Below are 17,642 nucleotides of genomic sequence, written 5' to 3' on the forward strand. Positions count from 1 at the left end.
CCCAGCCCCCCTTTGTAAGGGGGGAGAATTTCTCAAACTCCCCCTTGGCAAGGGGGATAATGGGGGATCGATACTGCTTGGGTTCTACGGGTGACGGCGGTGTGGGCCGATCGCCCGGTTTTCCCGGTGTATTCGGCGGGTTCGGTCAGTCGGGGGCGTCCGGAACGGACGGGCGATCGACGTTTTCGGGCAACAGTCCCGGCAACGGCGGTATCGGCGGCGACGGTGGCAATGGTGCGGGTTTGGGCGGCGCGATTTTCGTCAACTCCGGCGGCAATTTGGCTTTAATTGACAGCCGTTTCAACAACAACTTTGCCACCGCCAACGGCGGCGGTGCCCAGGGTGGCGGCGGGGCGATTTTTGTCCTCGGTGGGGCGACGGCGGCGGGGACGGGATTGAGTTTCAACAGCAATATTGCCTTTAACGGCGATCGCGATGTTTCCGGAACTTTGGGCAATCTCACCATTCCCCTGGCCACGATCGCACCCCGCCAAACTCTCCAAGAAAGTCGGCCCGGATCGGGTCAGTTTGTCGTCAATTTGTCCAATTCCTTCCCCGTGGATATCGAGGTCAATTATAGTGTGGGCGGGACGGCGACTCCCGGCCAAGATCACGCCCTCTTCGGCGGTACGATCGCGATCCCGGCGGGTCAGACTTCGGCGATCCTCGATCTGGGGGTGCTCGACGATACGATTTACGATCCCGACGAAACGGTTATCGTCACCCTCAATTCGGGCCGCAATTATCGGACGACTTTTTGAACCCGCAGTGTGACAACCCCGATCGCCGACAACGAGCCCCTGGTCGCGATCGCGCCGGGTGTGACCCCCCAGGAAGAGGGGGAAATTCCCGGAACCTTCGATCTGACGCTGACACAACCCGCCCCCGCCGGGGGACTGGTGGTGGATTACGAAGTGGAGAGGACGGCGACACCCGGAGACGATGACGAACCCCTGACGGGCAATATTTTGATTCCCGCCGGGGCGAACCGGGGCACCATCGAGGTCGCCACCTTCGACGACGTATTTATCGACCCCGATGAAACCGTGATTTTTTGGCGGAAGGGGAGGAAACCGTCGAATTGACCCTGGAAGCGGGGGAAAATTACGCGATCGCGGCCGACAATACCGCATCGACTTCATCACCCACGCCGCCGACAGTGCCGATGCCGACTACGACGGGATCGCGATCGCCGAAATTGCCGTCCAAATTGCCGACGACGACAGGCCGACGGTGACGGTGGCCTCCGGCGGCGACGGCAGCGAACAGAGCGCGATTCCGGGCATTTTCAGCCTGTTTTTGAGCGATCGGGCCCCGGCGGGGGGCGTGGAAGTGGCCTACAGCCTGGACGGGGAGGCCCAACCGGTGGCGGACTACAGGCCGCTATCGGGGACGGTATTAATTCCGGAGGGGGAATTCGGGGCGAATGTATTTGTCAATCCGGTCAATGACGCGATCACGGTGTCTGCGGTGGACGATGGGATTGTGGAAGACGTTCATTCCAGTTTTATAACCCACGCCGCCGCCAGCGCCGATGCCGACTACGAGGGCATCGAAATCCGCGACTTCACCGCCAATATCCGCGATCGCAGTTTCGACCCCCGCACCACCGCCGAGGGTTTGGGAGTCGCCTTCGACCGGCTGCAAGAGGTTCTGGAACGGGAACTGCACGCGATCGCCCTGCCGATTGTGGGGGAAATCGACGACTTCGCCCCCGCCTTTATCGAACGGTTCCGCAACACCGTCGTCAACCGCATCGTCACCGCCCGCGACCTCACCCAAGGGGAATTGGAATTGAGCGGGGTGGGAAGTTTCAACACGGCCTTTTTCGATGCGGTGGTGGCGATCGACGAAGTGATCCAATTGGCGGCACAATTGCAGGAGGGGGAAAATATCGTCATCGAGCGCGGTTCTTATGTCTTGGAAGGGTTCGACGGATTCGGCTACGATACCTCCGGCCTGACCCAGTGGGCAAATAACGATTTTGCCGCCTCCGAGGCGTTCCGGGTTCTGGACGGGTTCTTTTTGAGCGATCGCGGGCCGGATCGGGTCCGGTTCCGTGGATCTAGCCGATCCGAACCAATTGCGGGCAGTTTTGGAGGCAGTCGCGGCGGATTTGGGCGAAACGGCCGAGACTGCCGCCACCATCATCGCCGAGGGCAACCGGCGAATCGATGCCATCGCCGCGGGGGATCTGTCCCTGGAGGAACGGGCCACGGAAATCACCCGGGTGCAATTTGTCGCCCAAGGTGACGTGGCGGCGGACTTGGAGGCTTTGGGCGGCGGTTCTCTGTCCGGGGAGGATGCGATCGCCGACGGCATCGTTGTTCTGGCGGAAATGGACGCCGGCACGATGGTGGAAATCGATCGCGACGGCCCGGACGGCGGCAGCGGACTGCAACCGCTGCTGATGGTGGAAAATGTCACTCCCGAGGAGTTAGAAAATCCCGAAAATTTCATCTTCTAAGCTCAGAATCAGGGCGCATCTCAATCCAGTGGGAGCATCTCCCTCCCCACTTTTTTGAATGACAAAAAAACTCTCCGTGTTCTCTGTGCCTCTGTGGTTGAATTTTCCAAAAATCGATCGCGTATTAGAAATCTCCCACGCCTGTCCGATGCGGTGGGAGTTCGAGGAATATTCCCCGGCAAATCCGGTCAAATAAGCGGAGCTGATAATGATCCTGCTATCCCGCCCCTGTCCCAATTTTTCCGTCCCGGGACGGGATATTTTCGATTATCCGCTTTCGGATTGACTCAAAGTTTCGGGAACTTTGGGACGGGCTGGACGCAACATAAATTGGGCGATGATAATCCCGACGATCGCCAACCCCGCCATCGGATAAAAGGCGTAGGTGTAGCTGCCGAAAATGTCGCGAATTTGTCCGGCGACGAGGGTTCCCAGTAATGCCCCGGTGCCGTAGGCGGTGAATACCAAGCCGTAATTTTGGGCGTAATTGTCCGGGTTGAAAAATGTCAATGTTGTCGTGGGCGCGATCGCCAGCCAGCCCCCCAGAGACATCCAAAATAGGGCGAAGGCGACCATGTAAGTGAGGACTTGACCTTCGGAGGCGTTCAACATTAAAATCGAGCCGATCAGGATTAAAATGTAGGAGACAAATGCCGCCCCTTTCGGCTTCAATCGGTCGGTCAGCCACCCGAATAACGGCCGTCCGAGGCCGTTAAAAATGGCGAAGATAGAAACCGCGATCGCCGCCGTTTCGGGTTCGAGTTGAATAATTTCTTGGCCGACCGGGGAACCGATTCCGATCGCAGAAAGTCCGACAAATGTGCCGATAACGTAGCACAGCCACAGGCCGTAAAATGAGCGCGATCGCAGCATCGGCGTCTCCGCATATGCCCTCGCCAATTCGGGCGCGTTTGCATTCGGTATCGGAGGCGTCCACCCCTCGGGGGGCCATTTCAATTGAGTGGCGAGGATCGCCACAATGACGGTAAAAAGAACTCCTAAAATAATGAAAGTGGTTAAAACTCCGTAAATCGAAAGCAGGTAAGTTGCCAGCGGTGCCGTAATTAAAGGAGATAAACCGAACCCGATCACCGTCAACCCCACGGCTAATCCTTTGCGGTCCGGAAACCACTTCGCACAGACCGCCAGCGGCACCCCGTAGGCGATGCCCACCCCCGCCCCGGCGATGACTCCGTAAGTTAAAATCAACATCGGCAAATTGACGGCAAATCCCGACAAAATGTAGCCGATTCCCATCACCGCACCCCCGAAAGTTGCGACCCGCCGAACGCCGAAGCGATGCAGATAAAACCCGGTAATGGGCATCCCGACGGCGTACATCACCAACAAAAATGTGAATGGCAATAAACTTTGGGTGGCATTCAGATCGAACAACTCTTCTAGTGGCTTCCTAAAAATACTCCAGGAATAAACCGTTCCCAAACACAGCATGATCGTAATTCCCAGAGGGATAAACAGCCACCTCCCGCGAGACGGGGGCAGTCCGAACAGTTTAAATGGTGTGGTTTCGTTCATTTTTGAGACCCCATGTGGCAATGCGACGACCTTGGATGTACGAGGCAATCTTTTTCATAACTATTAGCGAATTGGTTGAGTCTTGTCAAATATTTTGCCTCCTCAGTTAATCCTTAAAAGATCCCGATCGCTCTCAAATATGAGCAAATCTTGATAAATGATTGGGCGATCGTATCGATCGCAATATCACATCCGATTCAATACTCAAAAATCGAACTCCCCCCTGACAGGCAACCCGAGACGGTTGCCACCACCGGGGGTCAGGGATGGCGGTTCGACAAGCGGATCTGAATATAAATCGCCAACCCCCACAGCATGACCTCTCGGGAATTAAATTTTTGATTAAATTCGTATTTTTCGCCTCGTTTTATGTTATAATTATTTCATCGTTTAAGACGATGGGTTATTTCCCTAAATGCTGCAAATTATGATTTAAAAAACTTATCAGGCAGTTCCGCTGAGAAATAATCTGTTGCCCCCGGTGTCATGGGAACTGTTATTTTTCTCTCCTCCCCCGAACTCTGGTCGGTTCAACCCGACATCGGACATCCCCTGAAGCCTCAACGGTTGCGGCAAACTTTTGAGTTGCTGTCTGACTACGGGGCGTTTGATGCTGCCAATATTGAGGTGATTCCCCCCAGAGTCGCCACTGACGAAGAAATCGCCCAATTTCACACCTCAGTTTATATCGAGGTGGTGAACCAATTGAGTTGGGGGAAAGCCGTTCCCGATGCCATACAATTCGGTTTGGGGACGACGGACAACCCGATTTTCGAGGGGATGAAAGAGGCGGAATCGTTGAAGGTGGGCGGTGCGTTGCAGGCGGCGGAACTGCTGTGGAAAAAAGAAGCCGAGATCGCCTTTAGCTACGGCGGCGGAATGCACCACGGCTTCCCCAATTTTGCCTCCGGTTTTTGCATTTTCAACGATGCAGCGATCGCCATCCAATGGCTGGTCGAAAAAAACTTGAAAGTCGCCTATCTCGACCTCGACGTACACCACGGGGACGGCGTGCAGCAAGCCTTTTATGAGAGCGATCGCGTCCTGACCATTTCCCTCCACCAAGACGGACGCACCCTATTTCCCGGAACCGGGGCGATCGCCGAAATTGGCCGGGAAAAAGGCATCGGATACAGCGTCAATTTGCCCTTCCCGCCGGGGACAACGAACCGCTCTTATCTGTGGGCATTTTCCGAAATCGTACCGCCTTTATTAGAACGCTTTCAAGCCGATCTCATCGTCACCCAACTGGGGGTCGATACCCACTACAGCGATCCGCTGGCGGAACTGTCACTAACGACGAGAGCCTACGAAAAACTCTATCAAAAACTATCGGAATTGTCGATACCCTGGCTGGCATTGGGCGGCGGTGGCTACAATTTGGATGTCGTCCCCCGGGCTTGGACCCTGGCTTTTGGGGCGATGTCCGGCCAAAACTTTGACAACCACTTGCCCCTCAACTACAAACTCAAATACGGCGGCGAATTTCTGCGGGATATGATGCCCCCAAAACTGGAATCAGAACGCCTCCGCGATCGCGTCGAAAAAATGGTCGAAGCCGTCAAAACCTTGCATTATCTGTAGTTCGAGTCCCCCCCACGGGCAACCCGAGACGGTTGCCCCCACGGGTTGCTGGGAGGGCGAGGGAGAGACGGTTAAACAAGCGGATTCGATATTATTTAAAAGCCATTTTCAATTCGTAAACCCCTTCCTCAATCTTTTTGTCCAACTCGAAACCCATCTTTTCAAATAGGTGCAACATCGGTTTATTTTCAAACAAAACCTCCGCCGTAAATCCCAGCAGACCGCGTTTTTTTGCCAAATAAGTCAGGTAAGAAAGCAACTGCATCCCGATGCCCTGATTGTGATACTCGTCGCGGACGACAAACGCCGCTTCCGCCGTGTGACTCGTTTCGTCAATTCCATACTGTCCCAAGCCCAAAATTTCTTCCTTTTGTTCATCCTGGCGGAGGGCGAGAACGATCATTTCCTGGCTAAAATCGACGATCGCAAATTTCTGCAACCGTTCGTGGGGCATATCTTTGCGGGCCGACATGAACCGCCGATAGAGGCTTTCGTCGGAGAGGGAATAGAAGAAATCTTTCAACAAAGGTTCGTCGCTGATTTTGACGGGACGCAGCAAAATTTCCAGCCCGGTTTCCGTGGTTCTGTAGGTTTCCAACTCTTCCGGATATGCCCCTTTTTCCCCTGAAATAAACGCCTGATCTTTGTAAATCAGATTCAGTTTTTTCGCCTCCTCAATCAACCAGGGCTGAAACTTGGGGTGGGCGATCGCGATCAGAGCCATCGCCCGTTCCCGGATATTTTTTCCAGCCAAATAGGCGATGCCGTATTCGGTGACGACATAGTGCAAATCTCCCCGGTTCAAAGTCACCCCCGAACCCTCCGTCAAAAAGGGGACGATGCGGGACACTTGCCCATTTTCCGCCGTCGCCTGTAGCGTCAAAATCGTTTTGCCGTGGCGGGACAAAACGGCCCCCCGCATGAAGTCCGCCTGTCCGCCGATGCCGCTGTAAAAAACTCGCCCCAGGGATTCCGCCGTCGCCTGTCCCGTCAGGTCAATTTCCAGGGCACTGTTGATGGCAACCATGCGATCGTGCTGGGCGATATTCAGGGGATTATTCGTATAGTCAACGCTTCTAAATTGGATAGCGGGATTATCGTGTATAAAGTCGTAGGTCGATGTTTTTCCCATGCAGAACGTCGCCACCGTTTTGCCCCGGTTGATCGTCTTTTTGCTGTTATTAATTACGCCGATTCTCATCAAATCGACGATGCCATCGGAGAGCAATTCGGTGTGGACACCTAAATTTTTTTTGTCCTTCAAATTCGACAAGATGGCATTGGGGATGCTGCCGTATCCCACCTGAATCGTATCCCCGTCACCGATGAGGCGGGCGACATATTTTCCAGTCCGCTCGGCAATTTCGCTGTCGCCTCCGGCATCATATTCTAAAATCGGTTCGTCGTGGTGAATGATAAAGTCCACATCCTCGATGTGAATGAATCCATCCCCGTGAACCCGGGGCATATGAGAATTGACTTGGGCGATGACCAACTTGGCTTTTTCAGTCGCCATTTTGACGATATCGACGCTAATTCCCAAACTCATGTAACCGTGCATATCCGGTAGAGAAGTCTGGATCAGTGCGACATCGATGGGGACGAGTCCCCGCTCGAAAATGCCGGGAATTTGCGATAGAAAAATTGGGGTATAGTCGGCCAAACCTTGGTTGACAGATGCCCGGGTATTGTGTCCGACGAAAAACGAATTATGGCGGAAATTGTCTTTCAATTTTTCGTCGGCGTAGGGGGCGACTCCCAGGGTCCACACCTGGAACACTTCCGCATCAAAAAAGGCTTTGGGGTGGGATTTGACATATTGACTCAAAGCGTCAACCAAATATTGCGGTTCGCCACAACCCGTCCCGATAAAGATGCGATCGCCCCGGTGGATGTGGCCGAAAATTTGCTCCTGGGTGGCGAACTTTTTGCGATATTCTGCTTTCAGACGATCGAGGTTGGCATTCAGAGCGGGTGAGTTCATAATCGCCAGATCCGTCAGTTTCAATCAGATTCGTCGGGGGTTTATGGCGGACAATCGGTGAAAACCGTTTTGACTGTCCCGGCGACCACCATAAACGCCCCGCGATTTCTATGGTGTATCAGAAAACACGATTTTCGCGATCGCTCTTTGGGACGGTATCCCGCCCCGGGGGCGGGATATTTTTCGGCTATCCGTTTTCGGATGGACTGGCAGTTTCGGTAACTTTTGAACGGGTCGGACGCAACATAAATTGAGCTAAAATAATCCCGACGATCGCCAACCCCGCCATCGGATAAAAAGCGTAGGTGTAGCTGCCGAAAATGTCGCGAATTCGTCCGGCGACCAGGGTTCCCAGCAGCGCCCCCACGCCGTAGGCGGTGAAGACGATGCCGTAATTCTGGGCGTAATTTTCCGGTTTAAAAAACGTCAAAGTTGCCGTGGGCGCGATCGCCAGCCAGCCGCCCAACGACATCCAAAACAGGGCGAAGGCGACCATGTAAGTCAGGACTTGACCTTCGGAGGCATTCAACATCAAAATCGAGCCGATCAAGATCGCGACGTAGGAAACCATCGCCGCCCCTTTCGGCTTCAAGCGATCGGTCAGCCACCCGAATAGCGGCCGTCCGACGCCGTTAAAAATGGCGAAAATCGAAACCGCGATCGCCGCCGTCCCGGCGTCGAGTTTGATAATTTCCTGGCCGACAGGGGCACCGATCCCGATCGCCGAGAGCCCCACGAACGTGCCGATGGTGTAGCACAGCCACAGGCCGTAAAAAGAGGGCGATCGCAGCATCGGCGTTTCCGAAATTGCTGTCGTGAATTCCGGCTTTTTAACATTCGGTTGGGAAGGATTCCACCCCTCGGGCGCCAATTTCAACTGGGTCGCGATCGCCGCCACAATGACAGTAAAAACCACCCCCAAAATGATGAACGTCGGCAAAACCCCGTAAGCCGCAATCAGGCGGGTCGCCAGCGGCGCCGTCACCAGGGGAGACAGCCCGAATCCCACCACCGTCAGCCCCACGGCCAACCCTTTGCGATCGGGGAACCAACTCGCGCAGACCGCCAGCGGCACCCCGTAGGCGATGCCCACACCAGCCCCGGCGATAATCCCGTAAGCCAAAATCAGGACGAACAGGTTGGGGGCGAACCCCGACAAAATGTAGCCGATTCCCATCACCACACCGCCACAGGCGACGACCCGCCGCACCCCGAACCGGCGCAGGTAAAACCCGGCGATCGGCATCAAAACGGCGAACGTCACCAACAAAATTGTAAACGGCAGCAGGCTTTGGGTGGCGCTCAAGTCAAACAATTGTTCCAACGGCTTTCTAAAAATACTCCAGGAATAAACGGTCCCCAAACACAACATGACCGCAATTCCCAGGGGGACGAACAGCCACCGACCTTGAGACGGCGGCAGTCCGAAGAGTTTAAAAGGTGTAGTCTCGTTCATTTTGCAGACCCAAATTCGGCAATGCACCAATGCAAAAACTGAGAGGCGATCGGCCAACTCATCTGTATTGTTGCCCGAAACGAATCCAAAAGGCAAATGGTTAAAATCCGCCAAAATTCAAGGGCGATTTCATTCTCTTCAACGAATGCCGAGAAACGCGGGCGGAGGAGGCAGGGGAGCGAAGGAGTGGGAACAAATCTAAAATCTAAAATCTAAAATCTAAAATTCCCGACTCCCGACTCCCGACTCCCGACTCCCCACACCCTTCACCCTTCACCCGCCGCGCAATTTCTCCAACACGCCGCGATCTTGCAGCGTGGACGTGTCGCCGGAAATCTCCTCGCCGGAAGCGAGCGATCGCAGCAGGCGGCGCATAATCTTGCCGGAACGGGTTTTCGGCAATTCCTCCGTGAACCGAATTTCCTTCGGGCGGGCCAGGGCACCGATCTCGTTGACGACGTGCTGCTTCAATTCATTTTCCAACTCCTCGCTGGCGTCGAGATCCTCTTTCAGCGTGACAAAAGCCACGATCTCCTCGCCCTTAACTTCGTGGGGACAGCCCACCACCGCCGCCTCGGCAACCGCCGGGTGGGATACCAACGCCGACTCCACCTCCATCGTCCCCAGGCGGTGTCCGGCCACGTTGATCACGTCATCGACCCGGCCCATCACCCAAAAATAGCCCTCCTCATCTTTGCGGGCGCCGTCCCCGGCAAAATAGATGGGATTCCCATCCTGCGGGCGCAAATATTCCCAATAGGTGCGACGGAAGCGATCGGGGTCGCCGTACACCGTCCGCATCATTCCCGGCCAGGGCTGCCGCACCACCAGATAGCCGCCACTTTCGTCCGTGACGGGTTCCCCCTCCGCATCCACCACGTCGGCGACGATGCCGGGAAAGGGCAGGGTGCAAGACCCCGGTTTGGTGGGCGTCGCGCCGGGGAGGGGCGTAATCATCACCCCGCCGGTTTCCGTCTGCCACCAGGTATCGACGATGGGGCATTTCCCGCCGCCGATGACGCGGTGATACCACATCCACGCCTCGGGGTTGATGGGTTCGCCCACCGTGCCCAACAGCCGCAGGGACGAGAGGTCGCGGGCGTCGGGGTGCTGTTCCCCCAGTTTCATCAAAGCGCGGATGGCGGTGGGGGCGGTATAAAAGATCGTCACCCCGTATTTTTGCACCACGTCCCACAGACAGCCCGGGTTGGACGCCCGGGGCGCGCCCTCGTACATCAGGGTCGTGGCGCCGTTGGACAGGGGGCCGTAGACGATATAGCTGTGGCCCGTGATCCAGCCCACATCGGCGGTACACCAGTAGACGTCATCATCCCGGAGGTCGAAAATCCATTTGCTGGTGACGTGGGTGTAGAGGTTGTAACCCCCCGTGGTGTGGACGACGCCCTTGGGTTTGCCGGTGGTGCCACTGGTGTAGAGGATGAACAGCATATCCTCGCTGTCCATTTCTTCGGCGGGGCAGTCGGCGGAGACTCGGGTTTGCAGGTCGTGCCACCAGTGATCCCGCCCCGGTTGCATCGAGATCTCCTGTTGGGTGCGTTTGACGACCAACACGTTTTCCACCCCGGGGGCGCCGGCTTCCAGGGCTTTATCCACCTGATCTTTGAGGGGGACGATCGCATCTTTTCGCCACCCGCCGTCAGCGGTAATCACCAGTTTGGCTTCCGCGTCTTCCAGGCGATCTTTGAGGGCCTCGGCGCTGAAGCCACCAAATACCACCGTGTGGGGCGCGCCGATGCGGGCGCAGGCCAACATCGCGATCGCCGCGGACGGAATCATGGGCATATAAATCCCGACGCGATCGCCTTTTTTCACCCCCAACTCTTTGATGGCGTTCGCCATCTGGCAGACTTCCCGGTGCAATTCGGCGTAGGTGAAAATCCGAGAATCCCCCGGTTCCCCCTCCCAAATCAGGGCGGGTTTGTCTTTGCGATCGCCGTTCAGGTGGCGATCGAGGCAGTTGTAAGAAATGTTAATTTTTCCCCCCGCGAACCACTGAGCGAAGGGCGGCTGCCAGTCCAACACCCGCTCCCACTTTTTGAACCAGTGCAATTCCGTCTCGGCCAGTTCTTCCCAAAATCCCTCCGGGTCGGTTTTTGCCCGGTCGTACAATTGGCGATATTCGTCCAAATTCTTGATGTGAGCCCGGTTGGAAAAGTCCTCGGACGGATGGAACAGCCGCTTCTCGTGCAGGATCGACTCGATGGTTGCTTGTGACATCAGAAGTTTCTCCCCGATTTTAAATGGATTGAATGGATGGAAAGTCCCGTCCGGCCGCGACGGCAATCGGGCCGACAAACCCGGCGCCTCGATGCCGCCGGTCGGTCGAACGTTCGCAAAAATTTTAATTGTTAAAAAACCATGACCCTGTCATCAGCCATATTATACTCCAAGCCGATATTGGACGCGGGCAAGAAAACCAACAATTTTTTGGGTTAATTCACCCTCTATTGTCTGATATGAAAGCATTTCACACGATAGTAAGTATATTTGCTTACCGATGATAAGATTTACAAAATGTATAAAATCTTGATTTTTTTTAAGATTTTTGGGATATCTTATTTGTCGCAAAAGTACCGCCTAATTTTAGTTTATCAAGTGCCACCGTTGGTTGTCAAACTCGAAATAATGGAGGGGCATTTGTAGCACTGCGAGAGTCGGTTCGGACGGAGCCGAACTCCCCCAACTCTGATGGGTAGGAATTTGACAGAACCTAGCCCCCGAAAGCTGGTGGCTTGCGGCCCTGCCATTCGGGAGATTGAAAATCCGCCGGATTGTGTGATAAACTCGATCGCCATGAATACTCCCAGCCACGCCATCATCAACCTCGCCCTCCTCGCCGGTTCGGGGCGACCCGAGGCAAATTTAATGATCGTTTTCGGGGCAATGGTACCCGACATTCCCATCTTTATTTTCTACGGGTGGACGAAGGTGATCGCCAAAATGCCCGAACGTCAAATTTGGTCGGAGGCTTACTATTCTCCGCCGATGCAAACCGTCGTCGCCGCGTTTCATTCCATCCCCATCGCGGCTTTGGGATGGGCGATCGCGTTCCAATTTGAATGGCAAATTCCCCAGTTATTGTGTCTCAGCCTGATCCTGCATTCTTTATTCGATCTTCCCGTTCACAACGACGACGCACACCGGCATTTTTTCCCCGTGAGCAATTACCGATTGATCAGCCCCGTTTCTTACTGGAACCCCAGACAATACGGCGCGATCGTGGCATTCGTCGAAATTCTTTTAGTATTATTCGCGACGGTTTCCATCTTTTCCCAAGTGCGATCGCCCGTCGGACAGGGATTGATGGTACTCGTCAACGGATTCTATTGTCTGGGTTACGGTTATCAAATCTGGCGGCGAATTCAAAGGCGATCAAGAATTACCCAAGCGTGATTTTTCGACCCGTTCGGCGAGTAGCAACGCCTCTTTATGGCGGATTTCTTCTCCCACGGTGAAATTCAGTTGGGCGCCGAAGAGCATCACCAAACAACTGATATTCAACCACAACAAAAGAACGATAAACGTGCCGAGTGCCCCGTAGATATTATAGTATTCCGTTTGATAGACGTACCATCGAAATAAATTGGAAATTAACGCCCAAAAAATGGCGGCGAGAATCGCACCGGGAATTAATGGGGTGTTGGGTTTTCGGAAACTCGGGCCGTAGCGGTAAATGAGGGCGAAGTTGGTGGAGACGATGCCGAGGGTGATCGGCCACCGGAGGCGCTTCCAGGTGTCGAGCAAGGTCGATCGCAACAGACAATCTTGGACGGGCGGCTTGTAGAGACAGGTGTTAATTTGGTCGAGGGGACAGTTTCCCACCGTCTCCAAAATGCAGCTTTTGCGAGCCAAAATTTCCATCATTGCGTCGCTGATAAATATCGCCGCACAGGCCATAATTAATAAAAATAACGTGCCGAATGTCAGGGCGATCGCGATCAGTTTCGCTTTCCAAAACGGCCGGCGGCGATTGGGGGGGACTTGGTGGATCTGATTCAAAGCCGCCATCGCCGAACCGATCACCCCGGAAAATAGCCAAACCGAAATGATAAAACTAAAGGAAAACGCTTTGGAACTCATGCCCGTCCCCGCCTGATCCAGGGTGGTTCCGATCAGTTTCTGCACCTCTTCGGGGACGACTTCTCCCAACAAACTCGCCATTTCCAACAGCGTCGATTGTAGGGATTCGTAGGCACCGATCGCCGCAAAAACAGCCAGGACTGCCGGCACCAATGCCAGGGTCGAATTGAACGCCATTTCCGCCGACAAACCGGGCAAGCGATGCCGGAGAACGTAAACTCCCAGGCGGTGAATCGTTGTCCAGTTCAGGTAAGTAAAGAATAAAAAGAAATGGACAATTCGCTTTTTGATCTGGCGGCCGATCCACCACAGGCTTTTGAGAAGTATAACCACTCCGTCGGCGACTTTTTCAGCACCCCACTCGAACCGGCGGTACAGCCGTTCGGGATGCAAAATCTGTCCGAGTTTCGCTCCCCGGAACAGGGTTTGCACGCTCCCCCACAAAAATCGAAGCACATTAAATAAAAGGGTGGCGAGTCCTTCGGAGGCATCTTCAATCAGCCGCTCCAGATTTCGCCAGTCGAACAGGTGGTGTAATACCGCCCTGTGGAGATGAGATAAAAATTTAAAGGGGCGGGCGAGTAGCATTATCCTATTGTGGTGGGGTGGGTTGATACTTTCCGTTATAACAAGTACGGGGGCGACACCACCCAAACGGGAACTGACCCATCGAACCGCTAAAATCGGAAATTGAACCGTCTTCTATTTTAAAAATCGCGAACCCAATTGATATGACCGGAAACGTCAGGCAATGGTTGGATGAAATCAAACGGCTCCGGGAGGAGTTGGGGCAACTGCAGCGCGATCGCGACACGGCGATCGAGAGCGCGGACCAGTGGCGGGAACGCTACAACACCGAAGCCCAGCAGCGTCGGGAGGACGCCCGCCGCAACCGGGAAACCATCGCCCAACTGAAAGCCGAACTCGAACGGCTACAGGAAAAATTCGGACTCCCCAAAAACGAGATCGTGACTCGGGTGACGGCGCGGCGGGAGGTGGAAGGACTGCACACCGCCGAAGAATTGAGAGCCCGGGTGGTGGATGTCACCCTGGAGCGCGATCGCGCCCGGGAACAGCTCCGGCAACTCACGGAAGCCCTGGAAACCGAAAAAGCCGCCCACCTCGAAACCCGCAACAGCCTCACCACCGCCCTCGGGGACACGATGGACCTGCTGGCTAAAGCCCAAGGCGCCGGAAAAACCGGGGCACCGAAACGGGACTCCCCAGAATCTCAACCCCAAAGCCAACTCCCCCCCCTACCGCCGAATTGAGGGAGTCGGGAGTCGGGAGTCGGGAGTCGGGGAAGACAATCAATTGATAATTATCAATTATCAATTATCAATTATCAATTATCAAAACCCCATCGCCCGGGCGACGGCCTCCAGGTTGGCCTCGATCCCTTCTTGGCAGGGGTTGTTGCAGTGGTCGATCGCCACCCCCGGATCTTTCAAACCGTTACCCGTCAACACGCAGACGACCGTTGCCCCGGCCGGAACCTGGTCTTTGACTTTCAGCAGGCCGGCCACAGAGGAGGCGCTGGCGGGTTCGCAGAAGACGCCCTCTTGGGACGCCAGCAGCCGGTAGGCCTCCAGGATCTCTTCGTCGGTGACAGCGGTGAAACTGCCCTGGCTGGCTTCCTGGGCGGCTACAGCCATTTTCCAACTGGCGGGGTTGCCGATGCGGATGGCCGTGGCGAGGGTTTCGGGGTGGGCGACGGGGGCGCCGTTCACCAGGGGGGACGCCCCGGCGGCCTGGAAACCCATCATTTGGGGCAGGCGATCGCACCGTCCCAGGGAGTGGTACTGGCAAAATCCCATCCAGTAGGCCGTGATGTTCCCCGCATTGCCCACGGGGATGCACAGCCAGTCTGGGGCGTCGCCCAGGGCATCGGCCACCTCGAAGGCACCGGTTTTCTGGCCTTCGAGGCGGTAGGGGTTGACGGAGTTCACCAGCGTGACGGGATAGTGGGACGAGACATCCCGCACGATGGTCAGGGCCTCGTCGAAGTTGCCTTTGATCGCCAAAACCTCCGCGCCGTAGACCAGGGCTTGGGCGAGTTTGCCCAGGGCGACGTACCCCTCGGGAATCAGCACGAAGGCCTTCAAACCGGCGCGGCGGGCGTAGGCGGCGGCGGACGCCGAGGTGTTGCCCGTACTCGCGCAAATCACCGCTTTTGACCCTTCTTCCTTGGCTTTGGAGATCGCCATTGTCATTCCCCGGTCTTTGAACGATCCGGTGGGGTTGAGGCCGTCGTATTTGACGTAAACCTGCACCTGTTTTCCGATCCGTTCGGCGACAGACCGGACCGGGATCAGGGGGGTATTGCCTTCCTGGAGGGTGACGACCGGGGTCGCGTCGCTGACCGGAAGGTATTCCCGATAAGCTTCGATCAAACCGGGCCAGGTGTTCAGTTTCCGTTGAGTTGGGGGGACAGTCAGGGTCATTTCGATGTTAAAAGTTTGTGAGGTCTCGCTCGGGTGGCTTGACTTGGTTGAGTGTTCGTGGTAAATAACTCTGGGCTAATCGCTGAGTGTGCCGTTGCAGCCGGTGGCGGTTGAAACGGTGGCGCAGAGTAACCCTTAACTCAGTTTACTCCTTTTGTCAACATCGGGTCACGTCAATTCGTGAATTGTGATGTTTTTTTTCAAAACCGTTTAACATTGGGTTACGATAAAGTTAAGATTTGTTGAGTTCAGTTTCGATATCCAGTCAATTGCTGATGCCAACTCATTCATCCACCCTGTCCCGCCCGCAAAAATCGGAAGTCCCCCCGCGATCGCGATCGGACTCGTCCCCGTCCCAATCTCTCAAGGGAGACCACATGAAGTCCCCCTACAACGTCGATCAGCAAGTCAAATTTTTGCACCTGCAAGCCGAGGTGGACACCCTATTGTTGCAGTTGCAAACCCTCAAGCAACAGCGGATGACCGCAGCTTTTTCGGAACCTGCGGGGGCCAATTCTGCCCGCCTCGGGCAATCGTAAAAAAATCTAAAACTTGCGATCGCCACTCCATCGGTATGCTATAAAGGGTAAGGCTAAACCGACGCTTTTGACGGGCTGATTCTACCTTCTTGAATCGGCAAATCTCCCGTTCATTTGCAGCCGGAGAACAATTCCAAAGTGATCCGTTGAAAGCGCAGTTTTGACCCGTCAAGTTTGAAAAATTTCCGGGAACTGTTGACCGCCGTCGGAGTTCCTCGAAAGTTTAACAAGCACCTTACCCAGAAGCCAGCTCGACCGTCAGGCGGGGGGCTTCCCATGCCGCATTATCTATGACATTATCAATTGTAAAACCCGAGGATTCCTCCTCATCCGCAATTCCCTCCGACTTGCGCTTGAGGGACATTTTAAATACCCTCCCCCGTGATGTGTTCGTCCAAGATCGACGCCAAGCTTGGACGACCGTGGCCGTCAACGTTTTGATGGTCATTTTAGGTTACGTGGGAATCGCACTTGCCCCCGGATTTTTACTCCCGATCTTTTGGGTGTGGACCGGAACCGCCCTCACCGGCTTTTTCGTCATCGGCCACGACTGCGGCCACCGCTCATTTTCCAACCAGAAGTGGGTCAACGATTGGGTCGGTCACCTCTGCTTCCTCCCCATCATTTATCCCTTCCACAGTTGGCGTATCGGCCACAACCAACACCACAAATACACCAACAAAATGGGGGACGATAACGCCTGGGAACCCTGGCGGAAAGAAGAATACGACAACTTCGGCCCCGTGATGCGATCGATCTACCACCTCGTCCGGGGTCGGATGTGGTGGATGGCCTCAATTCTCCACTGGGCAAACCTGCACTTTGACTGGCGAAAATTCCAGGGCAAACAGCGGGAACAAGTGAGATTTTCCGCCCTGTTGGTCGTCGCATTTGCCGCCATCGCCTTCCCCACCTTAATCGCCACTTTGGGCGTTTGGGGATTCGTCAAATTCTGGCTGCTGCCCTGGCTGGTGTATCACTTCTGGATGAGCACCTTCACCATTGTCCACCACACCGCCCCCGACATTCAGTTCAAAGAACCCGAGGCATGGCACGAAGCCGAATCCCAACTCACCGGGACCGTCCACTGTAACTACCCCCGCTGGGTGGAATTCCTCTGCCACGATATCAACGTGCACATCCCCCACCACATCTCCAGCGCCATCCCCTGGTACAACCTGCGGAAAGCCTACGCCAGCTTACAGGAAAATTGGGGCGAATACCTCTACCCCGAATCCAACTTTTCCTGGGGAATGATGTCCGAAATCGTCGATCGCTGCCACCTGTACGACGAAAACCGTTGCTACCAGTCCATTTCGGAATACAAAAAAAGTTCGGGCGCGCGCTGACACCCTTCAATTTCACAATCTTTTGAATCGAGGTCGGTTGAAAATCCCACAACCGACCTCCTTTTTAATTTATTAGAATGCCCTGTTCTCTCAAATCTGCGATCATCTGCGAAATCTGCGGATCTCCCCACACCCCCCCCAAGCGCTATATCATAATCTTAAAGAAGAGCGATCGCACGACC

At 55.1% G+C, this 17,642-nt stretch carries 16 protein-coding genes; 9 read left to right on the forward strand and 7 right to left on the reverse strand.

The features are described 5' to 3' along the window. The first annotated feature begins 59 nt into the window (after positions 1–59). The 4 genes from AC0QHF_RS18230 (at position 60) to AC0QHF_RS18245 (ending at position 2,467) form a co-directional block, all read left to right on the forward strand. The gene (locus AC0QHF_RS18230) at positions 60–761 is read left to right on the forward strand and encodes a hypothetical protein (protein ID WP_324705662.1); all 702 of its coding nucleotides are present in this window, start codon (positions 60–62) and stop codon (positions 759–761) included. A gap of 9 nt (positions 762–770) precedes the next feature. Beyond that, entirely contained in the window at positions 771–1,085 is a 315-nt protein-coding gene (locus AC0QHF_RS18235) for a hypothetical protein (RefSeq protein WP_324705663.1), read from the forward strand. A gap of 148 nt (positions 1,086–1,233) precedes the next feature. Then, positions 1,234–2,253 (forward strand): hypothetical protein, encoded by a 1,020-nt coding sequence (locus tag AC0QHF_RS18240; protein ID WP_324705664.1) that lies wholly within the window; start codon positions 1,234–1,236, stop codon positions 2,251–2,253. Then, entirely contained in the window at positions 2,231–2,467 is a 237-nt protein-coding gene (locus AC0QHF_RS18245; protein ID WP_324705665.1) for a hypothetical protein, read from the forward strand. Before AC0QHF_RS18240 ends, AC0QHF_RS18245 begins: the two co-directional genes overlap by 23 nt. A 267-nt stretch (positions 2,468–2,734) precedes the next feature. Here AC0QHF_RS18245 and AC0QHF_RS18250 read toward each other — a convergent pair whose 3' ends face one another. Further along, complete coding sequence (locus tag AC0QHF_RS18250; RefSeq protein ID WP_324705666.1) at positions 2,735–4,003, reverse strand: L-lactate MFS transporter; 1,269 nt, start codon at positions 4,001–4,003, stop codon at positions 2,735–2,737. Positions 4,004–4,489: 486 nt separating this feature from the next. Between AC0QHF_RS18250 and AC0QHF_RS18255 the strand changes: the two genes are divergently transcribed. After that, complete coding sequence (locus AC0QHF_RS18255; RefSeq protein ID WP_324705667.1) at positions 4,490–5,587, forward strand: acetoin utilization protein AcuC; 1,098 nt, start codon at positions 4,490–4,492, stop codon at positions 5,585–5,587. Between the two features lie 91 nt (positions 5,588–5,678). Here AC0QHF_RS18255 and AC0QHF_RS18260 read toward each other — a convergent pair whose 3' ends face one another. From AC0QHF_RS18260 to acs, 3 genes are all read right to left on the reverse strand, one after another. Continuing rightward, positions 5,679–7,571, reverse strand: coding sequence for a GNAT family N-acetyltransferase (locus tag AC0QHF_RS18260; RefSeq protein WP_324705668.1), 1,893 nt, complete (start codon positions 7,569–7,571; stop codon positions 5,679–5,681). A 187-nt stretch (positions 7,572–7,758) separates the two neighbouring features. Further along, entirely contained in the window at positions 7,759–9,027 is a 1,269-nt protein-coding gene (locus AC0QHF_RS18265; protein WP_324705669.1) for an L-lactate MFS transporter, read from the reverse strand. Between the two features lie 273 nt (positions 9,028–9,300). Further along, positions 9,301–11,265: an acetate--CoA ligase gene (acs, locus tag AC0QHF_RS18270; RefSeq protein WP_324705670.1), complete on the reverse strand. Its 1,965-nt coding sequence runs from the start codon at positions 11,263–11,265 to the stop codon at positions 9,301–9,303. Positions 11,266–11,841: 576 nt separating this feature from the next. Between acs and AC0QHF_RS18275 the strand changes: the two genes are divergently transcribed. Next, positions 11,842–12,441: a hypothetical protein gene (locus AC0QHF_RS18275; RefSeq protein ID WP_324705671.1), complete on the forward strand. Its 600-nt coding sequence runs from the start codon at positions 11,842–11,844 to the stop codon at positions 12,439–12,441. On the opposite strand, the gene AC0QHF_RS18280 is transcribed toward AC0QHF_RS18275, so the two are convergent. Beyond that, a complete protein-coding gene (locus AC0QHF_RS18280) occupies positions 12,421–13,716 on the reverse strand; it encodes a YihY/virulence factor BrkB family protein (RefSeq protein ID WP_324705672.1) in 1,296 nt (431 codons plus the stop codon). The two genes, AC0QHF_RS18275 and AC0QHF_RS18280, sit on opposite strands and share 21 nt — an antisense overlap. Positions 13,717–13,859: 143 nt before the next feature. On the opposite strand from AC0QHF_RS18280, the gene AC0QHF_RS18285 reads away from it, so the two are divergent. Continuing rightward, positions 13,860–14,399, forward strand: a complete 540-nt coding sequence (locus tag AC0QHF_RS18285) for a hypothetical protein (RefSeq protein WP_324705673.1) — start codon at positions 13,860–13,862, stop codon at positions 14,397–14,399. 81 nt (positions 14,400–14,480) lie between these two features. Here AC0QHF_RS18285 and thrC read toward each other — a convergent pair whose 3' ends face one another. Next, a complete protein-coding gene (gene thrC, locus AC0QHF_RS18290) occupies positions 14,481–15,572 on the reverse strand; it encodes a threonine synthase (protein ID WP_324705674.1) in 1,092 nt (363 codons plus the stop codon). 275 nt (positions 15,573–15,847) lie between these two features. On the opposite strand from thrC, the gene AC0QHF_RS18295 reads away from it, so the two are divergent. After that, a complete protein-coding gene (locus tag AC0QHF_RS18295) occupies positions 15,848–16,111 on the forward strand; it encodes a hypothetical protein (RefSeq protein ID WP_324705675.1) in 264 nt (87 codons plus the stop codon). Positions 16,112–16,346: 235 nt separating this feature from the next. On the opposite strand, the gene AC0QHF_RS18300 is transcribed toward AC0QHF_RS18295, so the two are convergent. Next, the gene (locus AC0QHF_RS18300) at positions 16,347–16,475 is read right to left on the reverse strand and encodes a hypothetical protein (protein ID WP_324705676.1); all 129 of its coding nucleotides are present in this window, start codon (positions 16,473–16,475) and stop codon (positions 16,347–16,349) included. A 22-nt stretch (positions 16,476–16,497) separates the two neighbouring features. On the opposite strand from AC0QHF_RS18300, the gene AC0QHF_RS18305 reads away from it, so the two are divergent. Continuing rightward, positions 16,498–17,460, forward strand: coding sequence for a fatty acid desaturase (locus AC0QHF_RS18305; protein ID WP_324705677.1), 963 nt, complete (start codon positions 16,498–16,500; stop codon positions 17,458–17,460). The last annotated feature ends 182 nt before the right edge of the window (positions 17,461–17,642 follow it).

It is taken from the genome of Lyngbya sp. CCY1209, assembly GCF_055795065.1.